We start from the raw sequence: 16,970 nt of genomic DNA, 5'->3' as shown, positions 1-16,970 counted from the left end.
AAATTAAAATGTGAAAGAGGTAGATTTTTAAATGAAAAACTTATTCATGAGCATGATTAAAAAACCTATGGCCGCTAAAGTTCTGTCCTTGTCTTTTGCCTTAATGCTAATGACTACTAGAATTTACGCAGCCGCAGAGGGCATGGATCAGTTTGACGGGGTTGTTGAAGTGATTGCTACTTGGGCAGGAAGAATTGGCCTCGTTGTTGCCTTCTTTGGGGGTATTCAAACAGCATTAGGTTTTAAACAAGATGATGCCGATGGAAAAGTTCGTGGTATGAAGACAATGGCGGCAGGGTTTATGGTCTTTGGTATCTCCAAATCACTGTCACTTTTCGGATTGTAATTATAAGGGGCTTAACGGCCCCTATCCTATCTCAAAAAAAGTGGGTGGTGAAATAGTTGGCAACGTCTCCGGTTGATGATATAAAAGCTGCTTTTGAAGGATTTAGCGGAATTATTACAGAGGTTACAGGGATGGTCAATCAGGGGCCATCCGAGTATCCGGGAGTATACTCAGTTATAACCGAAATACATCAAGCCATCCTGCCTGTAGCATACAGTTTGCTAACTCTATACTTTTTGTTGGATTTCATGAATAAGTCAATGAATTTCGCGTTTTTCAGGTGGGAAACGGTCGTGTCTTGTATGCTGAAACTGGTTTTCGCCAAGTTGATTATGGAACATACACTCGATTTTCTGAACATCATTTTCTATCTATCATCGTATATCTCAAGTCTTGTAGGAACCACAGGTTCGGATGCATCACTTTATAAGATAGATTTTTCAGCTATGGAAGCTGAGTACGAAAGTATGGGCTGGTTCGATAAAAAGCTTTATGCAGTTAAGCAGATGCCTTTTGAATGGATTCTGCAGGGTATCAAGATAGTTATCATGTTGATCGTTTTTGGGCGACTATTCCAGCTATTAATATATACGGCTGCTGCCCCTATTCCAATAGCTGCATTTATACACGATGAACTGAAAGAAAAAGCCAAAAGATTCGTATTTGATTATGCTGCGGTCTGCTTGCAGGGGATTATTATCATTATCGGATGTATTGTGTACGTTGCGATAATAGCCAATGTATCTTTCGGATTTTTCACCGGAAACGGAGCAAACATGGAACTTTGGAAAGGTATGCTAACAGCCTTGGCTCTACTACTAGTCGTGATCAAATCAGGATCATGGTCAAGAAAGATAATGGGGGACTAATTTTGAGTGTACACAATCAAGCCGGCTCATCAGTCCCAGGAATACTTCATTATTTTGCGTACATTCATCATCTCATTTGAACTTGCTGGAAATAAGTGAGTAGTCTGAAATGATCAAATCTTAGTGGAGGTACTATGATTGAAATAAGGATTCCAAAAGAGATTAGAACGTACAAAGAGAAACTGTTCTTTGGTCTGACACTCAGGCAGTTAATCTGTACCTTAATAGCCGTTATAGTTAACGTTCCGCTGTACTGGTTCGGCAGAGACATTATCGGAGCTGATGCGGCAAGCTGGGTGGTTATATTCGTTGCGATGCCATTATTCTTAATCGGATATTTTAACTATAACGGAATGACCTTTGAACAATTTATAAAATCTGTGATTCAACAGGAATTCGTTTATCCGCAGAAGAGAAAATATATCACTTTTAATATGTTCGAACTGCTTACAACAGAAAACAAAAAGGAGGGGAATAAACGTGCTGTTCCTAAACAAAAAAAGCGCAAAAAAGAAAGCAAGAATTCCTAAATCAAGTCAACAATCTATACCATATTCCGCAGCTACTGAGGATGGGATTTTGAAGCATGGTAAAGATCGGTACTCTAAAACCTTCTCCTATGTAGATATCAATTATCAGGTTAGTAAGCAAGATGATCAAGAAGAAGTGTTCTCTAAATACTGCGAGTTTTTAAATTTCTTTGATGACACTGTTAATCTCCAAGTAACTACAATCAACAAAAGTTTTAACAAAAATGATTTTGAGGGGAGAGTAATGATTAAGTCAAGGAACGACCATATGGAGTCGTTTCGTGCAGAATACAACCAAATGTTGAAACGCAGAATCTCGGGCGGCAAGAATGAAATAAAGAAAGAAAAATTTATCACCGTTAATATTGAATCTATTTCTATGGACGAAGCACGTAATACGTTTCTTCGAATGGAAAGAGAGACACAGGCCGTATTTAAAAGAATGGGTAGCTCTATCAGTGGGTTAGACCTTAATGAGCGTCTGGAACTGCTGCATGATGTTTACCGCATGGGGCAAGAAGGCCACTTCACTTATGATCCTAAAGAACATAAAAGGAAAGGACTTATCACCAAAGACCTTATTGCTGCGGATGCTCTTACCTTTAAGCGGGATCATATGATAATAGGCGATAAATACGCAAGAGCTATATACATCAAAGACTTACCAACGTTTCTAAACGACAAGTTTCTAAGTGAAATTACAGACTTCACCTTTAATCTGATTACGACTATGAACATCAAGTCTGTGGACTCTTATAAGGCTCTCAGGATCGTTAAGAAGCAAATTACAGGCATGGAGGCCAATAAGATTGAGTATCAAAAGCGAAGCCTTAAAAACGGCTATCTCGAAGCTTTTATACCTCACGAACTAAAACACTCGCTTACCGAGGCAAATGAACTTTTGGATGATTTGATTAATAAGAATCAAAAAATGTTCCTTACAAACATTATTGTGGTTCACTTTTCGGATACTCTTGAGGGCTTGAATAAAGACACCAAAGAGATTTCATCCATTAGCAGTAAGTTTCTTTGTCAAACTGGAACATTACATTATCAGCAAGAAGATGCTTTGAATTCATGTTTACCATTTGGGCTAAACCTGCTTAAGATATCACGTACTCTAACAACGGAAAGTACAGCTATTTTTATGCCGTTTACGAATCAGGAGTTGTTCCAAGAGGGTGGGATGTATTATGGGCTGAATGCAGTATCACGAAAGCTTATTATGTTTAACAGGTTAACGCTGGATACACCGAATGGATTTATATTGGGAACGCCGGGATCAGGTAAATCCTTTGCTGCAAAAAGAGAAATGGTTAACGTCCTTCTTAACACAGAGGATGATGTAATCATTATCGACCCTGAGCGTGAATACACAAGGCTAGTGAACAATTTCAAAGGGGAAGTTATTCACATTTCGGCTGGATCGAAAAACTATATCAATCCTTTGGATATGACAATGGACTATGCAGATGATGATGATCCACTGATGCTTAAATCTGATTTTGTACTCTCTCTATGCGAGGTAATAGTCGGGGGAAGATATGGTCTTACACCAAGAGAGAAATCCATTATAGACCGTTGTTTGAAGCTCACATATCACCAGTATCTACAAACGTTCTCTAAAGAGGACATACCGACATTAATTGATTTCTATGAACAGCTTAAGCTTCAAGAAGACCCGGAAGCTATCGAAATTGCTACAGCGCTTGAGTTATATGTTAAGGGGAATTTGTCCGTATTCGCTAATAAAACGAACATCAATATTGATAACCGACTTGTATGCTTTGATATTAAGGATTTAGGCAAACAACTCAAGACAATGGGAATGCTCATAGTGCTTGACCAAATTTGGAACCGGATCACACTAAACCGCGGCAAGGGTAAGCGGACCTGGATTTATATTGATGAAATATACTTGCTATTTGCTAATGAGTATTCAGCAGCCTTTTTATACGAGCTGTACAAACGAGCCAGAAAATGGGGTGGGATTCCAACAGGAATTACCCAAAACGTCGAGGACTTGCTCAAATCAGACCTTGCGCGGACGATGCTCTCTAACTCTATGTTCCTAATGATGCTCAATCAAGCTAAATCGGATCGCCGCGAATTGGCAACTTTGTTGGACATATCGGAGACACAACTTAGCTATGTGACCAACTCAGACAGTGGTCAGGGACTAATGTTTATTGGTAACGGTGAAGGAAAGGGGATTGTGCCATTCCACGATGAGTTCCCGAGGGATACACAGTTGTACAAAATGATGACAACCAAGGTTGATGAAGTTCGGGAAGCTGATCTGGAGATCCATACAGCATGAGGACAAATAACATACGTACCCAAGCCTCACCTAAAACCACTGTCAGGCATGTATATGCCAAGCGCACTCTCAGCAACCGAGTGAAGGTTAATCGAAAGACAACGGTTCATTCTTCCAGCAGTCCCGGAGGGTTGCAAACCAGCGCTCGCAACCATGTTTCATGGGAAGGCCATATGGAAGAGGTAAAGACCAATGCGAGAAATAAACATGTTAGGCGTGGTCTTACTAATAACCGTATAAAGTTTGATCGAAAGGCAACAACACATTCAAAGGAAAGGCAGAAGGAAAAGGCAAAGACAAAGACCACCGTCAGAAACACACATGTTAAGCGTGGCCTCACTAATCAGGTGAAGATTAACCAGAAAACAGCTGTTCATTCTCCCAGTAGTGACGGAGGGATGAAAGGCGCAATACGTAGACACATTTTAAGTGAAAGCCAGAACAGAAGGATAAAGACTACTGCCAGAAAAGTATATGTTAAGCGTGGTATTAATAAGAAAGCGAAGCTTACTAGAAAGACCCCTGTAGATCCTATAAGTAGCAGCAAAGGGATGAAGGCTGCCCTTCGTAAGCATATTGCAAGACAAAGCAAGGATAAGATAAAAACTACTGCTAAAAAGGTTGTGAGACAGCTTGGAAGGTCAGTAGACCCTTATGATCATGAAGAATCGCATGACATTGTTAAGTCCTTGGAACTTCCGAGGGATACAGTAAGGAAAACCAAAAATGCCTATAAGAATGTTAAAAAATCAACAGATCGGATTAAACAGGCCAACCATTATATAAAAAATCGCCGCTATCGTGTGCCAACTGTCTCAGCACATCGAAAAGTAAAGGGTAACATTGCTTCTAAAGTCGGCTCTAGCAACAGTGTTAACAAGATCAAGACACTAAGCAGTAAGTTTGTACCCAAAGGGCGGTATGCATCTCTTGGCCTTAAAACAGGAATGAGGAAGGCTGCTACTTCTGCCGCTTCCTATTTAAAACTCGCTGCTCAACAGGTTGGTAAAAAGATGATAGCGGCTGTAGCGGCCAATCCAAAGGTTTGGATTGTAGGAGCGGCAGCGGCGGCCGTGATGTTTTTCCTGATGATGTTAACAAACGGTTTGGGAGGGACTACCGCATCATCAGCTGGCTCGTTTTTTATGACCGATGAAGACAATGCTAGAGAATACAAGAGTGTTGTTGAAAGGCTTGATAATGAATTCCAAGAAGAGGTAAGTCGCCTTCAAAGTAGTAACGGCTATGATGATATTCGAACTGACTATATGAATGAAGATGGTTTTGCTCATGCTAGTTGGGTTGAAATGTTTGCGATACTTGCAGTTCAATTCGAACAAGATCTGGAATTCACAGATGAGCAAAAAGAATTCATGGAGGAAATCTACGGGAAATTTAATGAGATAGAAACAAAGACAGAAACTTATACAGAACGAGAATGTTCTACGGACAGCGAAGGGAATAGGGACTGTCACACAGTAACTAAAGTGCGACTGATAATTGAGATTTACACGTATGATATGGAGGATATTTTCTTAAAAATTGGGTTTGACGAAGAACAACAAGAGTGGGCTAGACGATTTGTAACCTCGGGAGCAATACAAGAACAGTTTCCTGATTTGGCTCAAGAGTTACCCGGAGGAGGAACACCGGGAATACCCGGAAACTATCCGCCGCCTGAATTTACTGGTGATGTAAGCGAGGCTAGGAAAAAGCTAATTGAAACTGCTCTAACATTGGAAGGCAAGGTAGGTTATTTCTGGGGAGGGAAAAGCGCACCTGGTTGGAACGATAAGTGGGGAACTCCAGTTAAAGTAACTGCACCCGGAAGTAAAAAAACTGGGACATATCAGCCTTATGGGATGGATTGTAGTGGTTTTATAGATTGGGCCTTTAAGACAGCTGGGCTTGGAAGTTCATTTTCTGCCGGCGGTACATCTTATCAGTGGGGTCAAACCTATGCGATCAAGGAAAGTGACCTCATACCCGGAGACTTGGTATTTAAGAACATACCAGGACAGGGTGGTGTGAATCATATCGGTATTTTCATTGGTAGAGACAGTAAAGGTAAGGCTGTATATGTCCATTGTGAGGGAGGATCAGGGGTTATTGTAAATAGTTATAAAGGCTTTAAATATCCGCGAAGACCATTATTATTTTCAGGAAAGTAGGTGAATATGTGCGAAGGCGTTTAGCTTCTTGTTTGTCGATCGTTACTGCAGTTTTTTTTACAATGTCTGCTGGTTCTGCCTTAGCGGCGGAACCTACTAAAATGCCGCCTTTGTCGAAGACGGAAAACCAAACAAATAAATCTGAACAGAAGAAAGCTATAGAAGGAACAACTTCCAAACCATCTAATAAGCCGAAGCAACCAGTTGCAGATTCTAATGTGGGGAATGGCCTTCAAATAAGCGCTGTTGTACCTACAGACTTTGATAAAACGATCCTTATTAATTTCACCTCTACAGACAAAGAAAATGTAATGGCACGGTTGGACAAACTGAATGGCTATGTATTTAAAGAAGATGTGAAGCCAGGTAGTTACAAAGTTGATTTTATTAATGTAGTTGGTGAAAACGCTACGGATTATGACATTGAATCATCAGAGAAGGTGATTGTTAAGGATGACAACACGAATGAGTTCAAAATACACCTTTCTCTAAAGCCAACGGCTGAGCAAGTAGAACCTAATACAAATCTGGAACCTACAGAGGAAAGCATCGAGAAAATGCTAAATGGTACGGAATCGAGCAGGAATCAGGACACCAATACAGATTACGGCGTTAATAATTCCATAGATGATACTTCAAGTGAGGTGCCTCCTGTTAAACCTGTTGAAAAAACTCAGCGGCAGAAGTTTACTATAGAAGCCCAAACACTGAAAATTATTATTGGATTCACTGTTATTGCTGTGTTGGCACTGATGGTGTTCCTATATAAAAAGATTAGTTACAAGCACGATTACTATGATTGTTAAAGATGTATTGAAGGAGGTCTTTTGGTGGAGGACAAATTGCTAAAACTGATGGAGAAAGAAGAGGCATTAAAAAAGAAAAAGGAGAAAATTGAGGATGACTTACGGAAGGTAGCTAAACAGATCAAAGAGGTTGAGCATCAACAAAAAGTAAGAAATATAGAGGATAGCATAGTGGTTTTGAGTAACCACGGCATAAATCTGAATGATGTAATCAAGGAAATACAACAAGGGAAGTTTAATCATTTGAAGAAGTTTCCTGATGCTGGAGAGGCATCTAGTGAGGATGGAGACTCAGGGCAAATATAAATATATTGAAGGGGCTGAATGATCGTATTCAGCCCTTTATTTTGAGGGGGAATAGATGATGTTCAAACGAAAAAAATGGTTGTTTGTGAGCCTCGGTGTTATCGTTTTGCTTGTGATCGCTGGATTAATTGTAGTGAATAAAAGCAGCTCAAGAGAAGGTGTTTTAGAAAAGATTAGCGGGGCGATTGATAGTAATGATATTGAATTACTCATATCAGTAATGCCTGATGAAATAAAAACCTACCCGATGAGATTCGGCACAATTTTTCTTGAAAACAGCTACAGACAACAAGGAATTGACGATGCAACTATTGGATAAGGAGAATGCTGATGTAGCAAATAGCGTTAAAGAAATGCGCGTAAGTGGAGACTTTCCGTTTAGTGTAGAAAAGTCAGGAAAAACGTTACTTATCTTTAATAATTACGTGTTGGTGCCTAAAGAAACCTATATCACTCTTAAAGATGTTGATGAGGATGTGACGCTAAAGCTCAATGGGAAGAAGGTAAAGCGAGAAGATTTGCAGAAACCACTCTTAGCAGGAGGTTATGAGGTTGAAGCGATCAAGACCTCTGCATGGACAAATATTACAGATGAAAAATTAATAACAGCCGGGGATAAGGCGAACAGGGAGCTATCGTTTGATCTAACAGGGTTTGTGCTGGACTTGTCAAATGAATTAAAAGGCGCAGAAATTATATTCAAAGGTGAAGGGACAGGAATTCGTATTGGTGACCCTAAATCGGTGGAATTTGGGCCTATTGAGGAAGCAGACTCGAAAGAAATACAGCTTTCAGCGCAATTTCCTTGGGGCGAAACAATAAGTTCAAATTACGATAAAGCATATTATACGCTTGGTAGTGGATCACACATCTACTTTATACCTGATGAAGAATTCGCTAATAAGCTGTTCCTTGGCTTTGCGGAGGAATACGCTCAAGCAAGCGTCAAGAAGAGTGTTGAGCCTTTTAAAAGTGCCACAGACAAATACAAGGCTAAACAAGTTAATGCTTATCAACCTTCTATGTTCGGTAACTACTCCTACAACTTGATCAAAACCTATTTCAATAAGGAAACCAAAAAAATCACCACCGATAAAGAGGGTAATCCAATCATGCAACTGGACGGAATTATACGATTAAATAGGCTGAAAACCGATTATCATAGGGAGAAGGAGTATGTTTATTCTCTTTCCTTGAAAGCTTTATATGATGAAGAAAAACAAACATGGAGTATTGATGAGGCAAACTTAGGCTCTTTCGTAAGTATTCCAAATCAAAATGAAGAGAGCAAATATGTTATAACAAGTGCAGAAAAATAGAGCTACGTTCTTCAGTACTCATAAACAAGAATGGCCACTATGGATCAATGGGTCATTCTTGTTTTTGTAGATAGTTCTAGAATGAACCGGCAGCTTATGAAATATTACAAGGCCAGGTTAAGAACTTCTACAGTGCTTATACTTCGTCGAATACTTCTTTCAAAATATTGAGCGCTTTACGTTGTTCTTTTTCGCTTCTTTTTAAGAGTAAAGCATGGATTGCCACAATATCCTCGTTATCCTGTCTTTTGCCTAAACTAAAAAGTTCAAAAAAGTCAATATTAAGGGAGGTTGCAATTTTTCGTGATTGTCTCAATTGTGATGTTACTTTCACCGCGCTCAACTCTGTCAACAAAGCTGAAGGATGAGCCTATTTCATCTGCTAGAGATTGCAGGGTTAATCCAATCCCCTTTCAATTCGTAAGATTTTTACGATAGCACCAATTTGTTCAGCAATTGTTTGATTAATATAAGTTATCTACTCCTCTTACTTAGAAGTGTAGACAATAGACGAATTTCGTTGTAGTCATTATAAGTTCCATTAAGGGTTTTAAAATATAAATGTAAACGTAAACGTATATGTATACATACATTTTGAAAACAAATCGTCTATTCATGAATACTCATAAAATACTACTTCTTTAGGTTGAAATACCGATACATAGAAGAAGGAGATTTAATGCGATACGTAATTGCAGGAGCATATCCTTGCGGACTAAAAAATAAACCTTGGCACAGTTGTGAGTATGGTTGAACTGCTTGCCACATTGCATAAATTTGTTTGGAGGAGATAGGATTGAACGATATTGATAACGATAAAGACAACCTTCTTAAAAGATGGGAACAGGAAGACAAGGAACGTGAGTATCAAAGAGAATTCAAGCAAAGCCAAAGAGAATATCAAAGGGAGTACAAGAGAAGTCAAAGGGAGCATTATTGGAAGGGGTCAAGTCGTTTCCTAAATTGGATTGGGGTAGCGATAGTTATTTTAGTACTTTTAAAAGCGTGTAGTGGTGTATCAAGCAAACCTCTTCCAAATGATTGGGATGGGGATGGTGATAATAACTGGGATAAACAGGACACAGAAACTTACTTTAGGTATAAATCAAATCAATAAAAGAATGGAACAGATCTAACACAAATTGGTGAAGTGGCCAAGACGCCGAGAGTAACATATTACTTAAATTTATGGCTGATGGCATGACAATATCTAAGTAGATATTGAAATAGACTTTTACTAAGGTTACTTGCTTAAAACAAGTAACCTTTTTTATATAAACAAGGATACAAAATACATCGTACCTAGGATCATTAAAGTTATACCTTTACAGACTATAGAAAGTGGTGTCAACCAAGCCAGTTACAAAATCTAGCTAAACGTAAGGTGCGTAGTTAACGTAAATAAGTTTACGGTATTATTGCCTTAATGTTGTCCGCTACTCTATTGAAAATTTAAAGATCTTCAGTAATAACATCGTTGGTTAATTAAGTAATTCTTGAAAATTACATAAAATTATTGACGAAATGCTATTAGAGCATTATGATTTAAATCGTCGACGTATAGTAATTCTAAAGAAATACTTTTTTAGGATGAGGGTGGGATATGAAGCTTGAAGATGTTGTAACGGTTAGAATAGGAAAAAACCTTTCCAGAGGAAATGAGAAAAATGATCTAACTTTAGTTGCCTATTCATACGAGGATTTAGTAAATGATTTAGAGGGCTCATTTATTGACTTCCAGGCTAATCTTTATCATAAACAGACAGATGGCTATTTGAGCAGTACTGGAGATGTTGTTTTCAGTTTTGTGAGTTCCAAGGCAGGGATCGTAAGTGACTTAAACCAAGGAAAAATCATCAACCAGAACTTTGCGAAGCTCATTTTTGATCATAGGACTCTGGATCCCTGCTATTTATGCTATGCCTTGAATGAATCCTATTCCGTGAAAAAACAAATGGCGATTTCCATGCAAGGTAGTATTGTACCTAAATTAACCCCAGCAATTCTTAAAGAGTTTGAAATTAAGTTGCCAACTATTGAGAAACAACGTACTGTAGGTAAAGCTTATTTCACTTTAAAAAAACACCATGCTTTAGCTAAGAAGCAAGCACAACTTGAAGAGAAACTTTATTTAGAAATATTGAATCAATTAGACCAACAATAGACAAGTGAGGACTCTAACATGGCTGAATTAAACTCTAAATTATTTAGTGCCGCAGACAACCTGCGTAGCAAAATGGATGCATCAGAATACAAAAACTACTTACTAGGACTGATTTTTTACAAGTACTTATCCGATAAATTATTAGAAAAAGTAGTTGAAATCGCTGATGAGTCGAAAGAAGAATACAACACACAAGAAAAACAAACCCAACTGTATAGAAGCTTATTGGCCGATAAAGAAGTGGAAAAGGATTTAATTGACACATTAGTAGATACATTAGGATATGACATTGGACCAGATAGTTTATTCAATGTATTGACCAACCAAGCAAAACAAAACATATTTCAGTTAAATGACTTGAATAAAGCTTTCATCGATCTGTCTACCAAGTATGACCAGTTTAATGGATTGTTTGATGATGTGGATCTGACATCCAAAAAACTAGGATCCGATGACCAACAACGAAACATTACCATTACCGAAGTTTTGAAGAAATTAAATGATATTAATGTGCTTGGACATAACGGCGATATCATTGGGGATGCCTATGAGTTTTTGATTAGCCAATTTGCTTCTGAGGCTGGTAAAAAGGCCGGTGAGTTCTATACCCCTCACGAAGTTTCCGACATGATGGCCCGTATAGCTGCCATCGGCCAAGAAGACAAGAAATTGTTTAGCGTATTTGACCCCACAATGGGCTCAGGTTCATTAATGCTGAATGTCCGAAACTATATAAACTATCCGGATAATGTAAAGTATCATGGTCAAGAGCTCAATACAACGACTTACAACCTAGCAAAGATGAATCTTATTTTGCACGGTGTAGATAAAGAAGACATGCGTTTACGTAACGGGGACACCTTGAACAAAGACTGGCCGACAGATGAGCCATACACCTTTGATTCTGTCCTTATGAATCCACCTTACTCCGCCAATTGGTCTTCAGATGATACTTTCCTAGATGATTCACGTTTTAACCGGTACGGGAAATTAGCGCCAAAATCGAAAGCAGACTTTGCCTTTCTTTTACATGGGTTCTACCATCTGAAAGATTCCGGAACCATGGCCATCGTTTTACCGCATGGGGTACTTTTCCGCGGAGCTGCAGAAGGTGTGATCCGGAAGAAACTATTGGAGGATGGAAGTATTGATGCGGTCATTGGTATGCCGGCAAACCTATTCTACGGGACCTCAATTCCAACAACTGTCATCATTTTAAAGAAAAACCGTACGACTCGTGATGTATTATTTATTGATGCAAGTCATGAATTCAAAAAAGGAAAGAACCAAAACAATCTTTCTAAAGAACATATTGATAAGATTGTCGAGACTTATAAAAGACGAGAAAATGTTGAGAAATATGCCCATGTCGTTACATTTGAGGAGATTAAAGAAAATGACTTTAATCTAAACATTCCTCGTTACGTTGATACCTTTGAAGAAGAAGAGCCTATTGATATGGCCAAAATCGGTTCAACTATTCAAGACATCCGAAAAGAAAAAGAACAACTCGAATCCAGCCTATACAACATGATTTCTTCACTGCAACATGAAAAAGAAAACGCAGAATGGATCAAGGGAGCATTAGAGGTGTTTAATCGTGGAAAATAAGCGCACACCAGAGATCAGATTTGCAGGATTCACTGACACTTGGGAACATCGTAGGTTGGGGGAGATTGCGGCTGACACTTACGGAGGAGGTACACCTGCAACATCTAACGAAGAGTATTGGAATGGAAATATACCTTGGATACAATCATCTGATTTAACAGAAAATCACTTGTTTGGAGTTGCCCCGAAAAAGCATATTTCTGAATCTGGATTAAGAAAGTCCGCAACAAAATTAATCCCCCAAAACTCTATTGCTATTGTCACTCGTGTAGGTGTCGGGAAGCTTGCTATAATGCCAACTCAATATACTACTAGTCAAGATTTTTTGTCATTGAGTAACCTGAAAGCAGATGTATGGTATAGCGTATATGCAATTTACAAAAAGCTACGAGGAGAACTAAACGCTGTTCAAGGCACTTCAATTAAAGGAATTACAAAAGAAGAATTACTTTCAAAGAGTATTTTTGTCCCTCAAATTGAAGAACAAGCTAAAATAGGAAAACTCTTTAAACAACTGGACGACACGATCGATCTTCATCAGCATGAACTAACCACCTTAAAACAAACAAAACAGGGTTTCTTGCAAGAAATGTTTCCAGCAGAAGGGGCGTCTGTGCCGAAGATTCGGTTTCCGGGATTTACTGGAGATTGGGAAGAGCGTAAATTGGGGGAGGTTATAGACAATCAGTATAATGGTCAAACCCCTTCGAGAGAGAATACTAGTTTTTGGGAGGGAGATATTAATTGGCTTTCTAGTGGTGAGTTAAACAGAGGTGTTGTTGCTAAAACTATTGAAAAAATTACAGAAGATGGAAGAAAAAGTGCTAATCTAAAAATTGTTCCAAAGGGTACATTTGTGATGGCAATAACCGGATTAGAAGCAGCTGGAACTCGGGGAAACTGTGCAAAGTTAGGAATAGATACTACTTTAAACCAGTCATGTATGGCATTGTATCCTAACGAAAAGTTACTTAATTCATCATTCTTGTTTCAATGGTATCGAAAAGTAGGCCAAGAATACGGATTACAATACACACAGGGAACAAAGCAGCAAAGCTACAACGCTGAATTGATAAAAAAGCTTCCGATTATTTTACCCTCTGTAAGTGAACAAATACTAATTGCCGACTTTTTTGACAGTCTCGATAACCTCATCACCCTTCATCAGCGCGAACTAGATGCCCTAAAAGAAACAAAAAAAGCATTCCTACAAAAAATGTTTGTCTAATCAACTAGAAGAGAGGAAAACCGATGACGAAGATACCGCATAATGATGAAGCTGAAATAGAAAGGCGCCTCATCGAAGTACTTGGCGAAGGACGTAATCAGTGGAATTATCGTCCGGACCTAAAATCAGAAGAAGACTTATGGAAAAACCTACGTCAGAAACTTACGCAAAACAACTTATCAGAAATTGGGGAACATCCCATTTCTGATAAGGAATTTGACACGATCAAAACCGAATTACTATTGAAAACCCAAACCCCCTTTGATGCTGCTAAATGGCTCAAAGGGGAGAATGGAATTGCTCGGATTACGATTGAACGTGAAGATGTATCCCTAGGATCATTGTCTTTAGTCCTGTATTCGAATCAAGACATTGGCGGCGGAATCTCTACATATGAGGTTGTTCATCAGATTGCGAAAAAAAAGGCTAACGTTGATGACCGTGATCGCCGGTTTGATGTGACCCTATTAATTAATGGCCTGCCTATTGTTCAAATTGAACTCAAACAAGCCAGTGCGAAAGACGGCGTGTTTCAAGCCTATCATCAAATTAAGAAATACGCAGAGGAAGGGATGTTTCGAAATAATATCTTTTCTACGCTGCAAATCTTCGTCATTTCTAACGAACAAACAACGCGTTATTTTGCTAATGCATTACCTAAATATATGCATAAGAAGTTTATCTTCGGTTGGCGGACAACAGACAATCGAAAAGTAGAAAATCTCTACGAATTCGTAAAACAAGTCTTAAATATTCCGGATGCGCATCGTTTGATTGCCAATTATACGATTGTGAGCGAGGATCAGGATAATAAAGCCTTAATGGTGTTGCAGCCGTATCAAATCCATGCAATTGAAGCATTATTTACCGCTGCCATGAAGCATCAATCTGGCCATATATGGCATGCCACCGGTTCGGGGAAAACCTTGACCAGTTTTGTTTCGACGAAGTTATTAGCTCGCAAACCCGGTGTAGATCGTACCATTATGCTCATTGACCGAAAAGACTTGGACAACCAGACAACAACCGAATTTACCAAATTTGCTTCCGAATTTAATACTGGTATTTCTTTAGGTAATGCCAGGTCTAACAGTTTGATTGTCGGAACCGGAAGTGCTAAAGAACTGAGCAAAACACTATTATCTGATGCCAATTCTAATATCGTAATTATTACGACTCGCCAAAAATTAGAGGCAGCCTTACGCTATGCTCAGAAACAGGAAGCGCAAAAAGGCACCCAGCGTTTCAAGAAGCTGCTGGGGCAGCATATTGTTTTTGTCGTAGATGAATGCCATCGGGCGCTAAGTGCAGAAGGAATGGATGCGATCAAGGGATTCTTCCCCAACTCCACATGGTTTGGTTTTACAGGCACACCGATATTTAAGGAAAATAAAAAGCAGGCAAAAGGACAACTGGCTCGTACCACGCATGATCAGTATGGAGAAGTCTTGCACACGTATACGATCAAGAATGCTTTGGATGACGGGGCTGTATTGGGGTTCCAGGTAGAACATGACGATACGATTGAGCCTACTTCATTAAATAATCATATTCATAAACAACTTCGCATGAAGTTCCCTGATGATAGTGATGATGATATTAATGAACGAATCGATCAAATGGAAGGAATAGAGAAGGAATCTTATCTTGATCCTTCTACATTTGAAAGTGATGAACATATCCAGAAGGTGATCCATAAGATCTTTCGGCCTGATAATGCCTACATCAAGTTTGATTTCCAAAACGGTCGGCCGCAAAAGTCTGCTATCTTAACCACAAGCTCCATTGATATGGCCAAACGGTATTATCAGGCGATTAAAGAGATGACTCAAGATCCGGAGTGGTTAACGAAAGAATTTGCCGGGCATCCGATTCGAACAGGCCGTACCATTGAGGATCCAGACTTCCCTCGGATTGCTATCACCTATTCGATGCAGGAAAATGAAGAGAATTCCAAACAAATTCAAGATGAGATGAAGGGAATCATAAAGGATTATAACGATTACTATCGTACGGCTTGGTCTATAGAGGATATTGAACGATATAATGGCGATATCAATAATCGGTTAGCCCGTAAGAAAGCGGAATTTAAACAACTTGGAAAACAAATTGACCTGGTCATTGTTGTAGATCGCCTGTTGACTGGATTCGATGCTCCAACGATCCAAACGTTATTTGTAGATCGAAATTTGAGTTACGCCAATTTGATCCAGGCTTTCTCTCGGACGAATCGTACCTACCCAGACAAGAAAAAGGGATTGATCGTCACCTTCCGAAAGCCTGCATCAATGGAGCAAAATGTGAAGGATGCCACGAAGTTGTATTCACATGCACAAGAGGAATCCACTCTTGTTTATCCAACTTATGATGAATCCAAGAAACGTTTCCAGAAGGCTCACAAAAAGCTAACCAAACTAGTTCCAGATCCAAGTGACATCAACGAACACTCGGCCCTAGAAACCCGGATTGAATTTGTGAAGGCATTCCAGGAGTTAAACAACGCCTTTGAAGCTTTGGTAACTTACGATGACTACAACGATGAGATGGAAAAATCAACGGCACTTCAAGAACAGGCGAAGACTTTAGAAGAGTATATTGGTATTTACAATACGGTTAAGGGATCATTAATCGTTGAAGTCAGCGACGGCGACGGACCCAGCCCCAACTTTTCGGACATAGAATTCTATGGAGATAATACCATTAAGATCTATGATATAGACTCAACCTATATTGATCGATTATTGGAATCATACTTGGCCAATAATCAAAATATCCGTGACGAGATCGAAAAGGCTCTGCAAAAACTGAAAAAATCAGAAATTGTTAAAGGCGTATACCGAGCGATTTTAAACGCGATTGACACTAAAGAGATAGACGCCGAAGAAGATATTCTAGTAGTGAAACGGAGATTCTTCAAGAACGCACGTAACACGACGATTCAGGAATTTGCGCAAACTTGGTTTGTGGAGGAGAATGAACTTTATTTATCTGCGGTTCAATATTTAATAGGTATGGATCCGATCCCAAATATCGGAAGTATAATTAATAGCAAGCAGTTTGATAAGTATAAAGCCATACATCCGGATGCCAAGCCATTGAAATACGCACCAGAGATGAAGCGCCAGTGGAAAATTGTGCTAGATGAAATTATTGTACCGTTGGATGATGAGTTGCGCTAAATGTCATCATGCAGCAAAAAGGTAGCTAGTTAGACATAAGAGTGTTAATTAATATACGTAATCCGGCAGCCGATTAATATGATCGGCTGTTTTTTCATTGAAGGCCTACTCGTATGTGTTG

General features: G+C 39.1%; 16 protein-coding genes. 14 read left to right on the top strand and 2 right to left on the bottom strand.

Annotated features, from left to right (window positions below):
* Window positions 1–31 precede the first annotated feature (31 nt).
* The 9 genes from HP552_RS08880 (at window position 32) to HP552_RS08840 (ending at window position 8,667) form a co-directional block, all read left to right on the top strand.
* Window positions 32–346 (top strand): hypothetical protein, encoded by a 315-nt coding sequence (locus HP552_RS08880; protein ID WP_175395172.1) that lies wholly within the window; start codon window positions 32–34, stop codon window positions 344–346.
* Window positions 347–402: 56 nt separating this feature from the next.
* Window positions 403–1,215 carry a VirB6/TrbL-like conjugal transfer protein, CD1112 family gene (locus HP552_RS08875; RefSeq protein WP_175395171.1) on the top strand — a complete coding sequence of 271 codons (813 nt, stop codon included), beginning with the start codon at window positions 403–405 and terminating at the stop codon, window positions 1,213–1,215.
* Window positions 1,216–1,349: 134 nt separating this feature from the next.
* Entirely contained in the window at window positions 1,350–1,745 is a 396-nt protein-coding gene (locus tag HP552_RS08870; protein WP_175395170.1) for a PrgI family protein, read from the top strand.
* Complete coding sequence (locus tag HP552_RS08865) at window positions 1,696–4,065, top strand: VirB4-like conjugal transfer ATPase, CD1110 family (protein WP_175395169.1); 2,370 nt, start codon at window positions 1,696–1,698, stop codon at window positions 4,063–4,065. Before HP552_RS08870 ends, HP552_RS08865 begins: the two co-directional genes overlap by 50 nt.
* A 173-nt stretch (window positions 4,066–4,238) precedes the next feature.
* A complete protein-coding gene (locus HP552_RS08860) occupies window positions 4,239–6,236 on the top strand; it encodes a C40 family peptidase (RefSeq protein WP_246310814.1) in 1,998 nt (665 codons plus the stop codon).
* A 32-nt stretch (window positions 6,237–6,268) separates the two neighbouring features.
* Complete coding sequence (locus HP552_RS08855; protein ID WP_246310813.1) at window positions 6,269–7,042, top strand: hypothetical protein; 774 nt, start codon at window positions 6,269–6,271, stop codon at window positions 7,040–7,042.
* A 24-nt stretch (window positions 7,043–7,066) separates the two neighbouring features.
* Entirely contained in the window at window positions 7,067–7,348 is a 282-nt protein-coding gene (locus tag HP552_RS08850; protein WP_175395166.1) for a hypothetical protein, read from the top strand.
* Window positions 7,349–7,403: 55 nt separating this feature from the next.
* The gene (locus HP552_RS08845) at window positions 7,404–7,667 is read left to right on the top strand and encodes a hypothetical protein (protein WP_175395165.1); all 264 of its coding nucleotides are present in this window, start codon (window positions 7,404–7,406) and stop codon (window positions 7,665–7,667) included.
* Window positions 7,651–8,667, top strand: a complete 1,017-nt coding sequence (locus HP552_RS08840; protein ID WP_175395164.1) for a YvbJ-related protein — start codon at window positions 7,651–7,653, stop codon at window positions 8,665–8,667. The genes HP552_RS08845 and HP552_RS08840 overlap by 17 nt, the downstream gene beginning before the upstream one ends.
* Window positions 8,668–8,803: 136 nt before the next feature.
* On the opposite strand, the gene HP552_RS34925 is transcribed toward HP552_RS08840, so the two are convergent.
* Window positions 8,804–9,001, bottom strand: a complete 198-nt coding sequence (locus tag HP552_RS34925) for a hypothetical protein (RefSeq protein WP_246310812.1) — start codon at window positions 8,999–9,001, stop codon at window positions 8,804–8,806.
* On the bottom strand, window positions 8,949–9,062 hold the full coding sequence (locus HP552_RS34920) for a helix-turn-helix domain-containing protein (RefSeq protein ID WP_246310820.1): 114 nt from the start codon (window positions 9,060–9,062) through the stop codon (window positions 8,949–8,951). Before HP552_RS34920 ends, HP552_RS34925 begins: the two co-directional genes overlap by 53 nt.
* 401 nt (window positions 9,063–9,463) lie before the next feature.
* Here HP552_RS34920 and HP552_RS08830 point away from each other — a divergent pair, with 401 nt between their 5' ends.
* The 5 genes from HP552_RS08830 to HP552_RS08810 all read left to right on the top strand — a co-directional run bounded on the left by HP552_RS08830 (window position 9,464) and on the right by HP552_RS08810 (window position 16,849).
* Complete coding sequence (locus tag HP552_RS08830) at window positions 9,464–9,784, top strand: hypothetical protein (RefSeq protein ID WP_175395163.1); 321 nt, start codon at window positions 9,464–9,466, stop codon at window positions 9,782–9,784.
* A 486-nt stretch (window positions 9,785–10,270) separates the two neighbouring features.
* Entirely contained in the window at window positions 10,271–10,831 is a 561-nt protein-coding gene (locus HP552_RS08825) for a restriction endonuclease subunit S (RefSeq protein ID WP_091161974.1), read from the top strand.
* 18 nt (window positions 10,832–10,849) lie between these two features.
* A complete protein-coding gene (locus HP552_RS08820) occupies window positions 10,850–12,442 on the top strand; it encodes a type I restriction-modification system subunit M (RefSeq protein ID WP_175395162.1) in 1,593 nt (530 codons plus the stop codon).
* Window positions 12,432–13,670, top strand: coding sequence for a restriction endonuclease subunit S (locus HP552_RS35585; protein WP_175395161.1), 1,239 nt, complete (start codon window positions 12,432–12,434; stop codon window positions 13,668–13,670). Before HP552_RS08820 ends, HP552_RS35585 begins: the two co-directional genes overlap by 11 nt.
* Window positions 13,671–13,693: 23 nt before the next feature.
* A complete protein-coding gene (locus HP552_RS08810) occupies window positions 13,694–16,849 on the top strand; it encodes a type I restriction endonuclease subunit R (RefSeq protein ID WP_175395160.1) in 3,156 nt (1,051 codons plus the stop codon).
* Window positions 16,850–16,970: the final 121 nt, after the last annotated feature.

It is taken from the genome of Paenibacillus xylanilyticus (genome assembly GCF_013359935.1).
In the GTDB taxonomy this organism is placed as follows: Bacteria; Bacillota; Bacilli; order Paenibacillales; family Paenibacillaceae; genus Paenibacillus; species Paenibacillus xylanilyticus.
The sequence above is the reverse complement of the archived record's forward strand: the minus strand, read 5'-3'. Positions and strand labels throughout refer to the sequence as shown.

What these genes read in the sequence shown, in the direction of transcription:
- HP552_RS08880 (WP_175395172.1), top strand. Translation starts at nt 32, where the DNA reads ATGAAAAACTTATTCATGAGCATGATTAAAAAACCTATGGCCGCTAAA.
- HP552_RS08870 (WP_175395170.1), top strand. Translation starts at nt 1,350, where the DNA reads ATGATTGAAATAAGGATTCCAAAAGAGATTAGAACGTACAAAGAGAAA.
- HP552_RS08860 (WP_246310814.1), top strand. Translation starts at nt 4,239, where the DNA reads ATGGAAGAGGTAAAGACCAATGCGAGAAATAAACATGTTAGGCGTGGT.
- HP552_RS08845 (WP_175395165.1), top strand. Translation starts at nt 7,404, where the DNA reads ATGATGTTCAAACGAAAAAAATGGTTGTTTGTGAGCCTCGGTGTTATC.
- HP552_RS08840 (WP_175395164.1), top strand. Translation starts at nt 7,651, where the DNA reads ATGCAACTATTGGATAAGGAGAATGCTGATGTAGCAAATAGCGTTAAA.
- HP552_RS08825 (WP_091161974.1), top strand. Translation starts at nt 10,271, where the DNA reads ATGAAGCTTGAAGATGTTGTAACGGTTAGAATAGGAAAAAACCTTTCC.
- HP552_RS08820 (WP_175395162.1), top strand. Translation starts at nt 10,850, where the DNA reads ATGGCTGAATTAAACTCTAAATTATTTAGTGCCGCAGACAACCTGCGT.
- HP552_RS08810 (WP_175395160.1), top strand. Translation starts at nt 13,694, where the DNA reads ATGACGAAGATACCGCATAATGATGAAGCTGAAATAGAAAGGCGCCTC.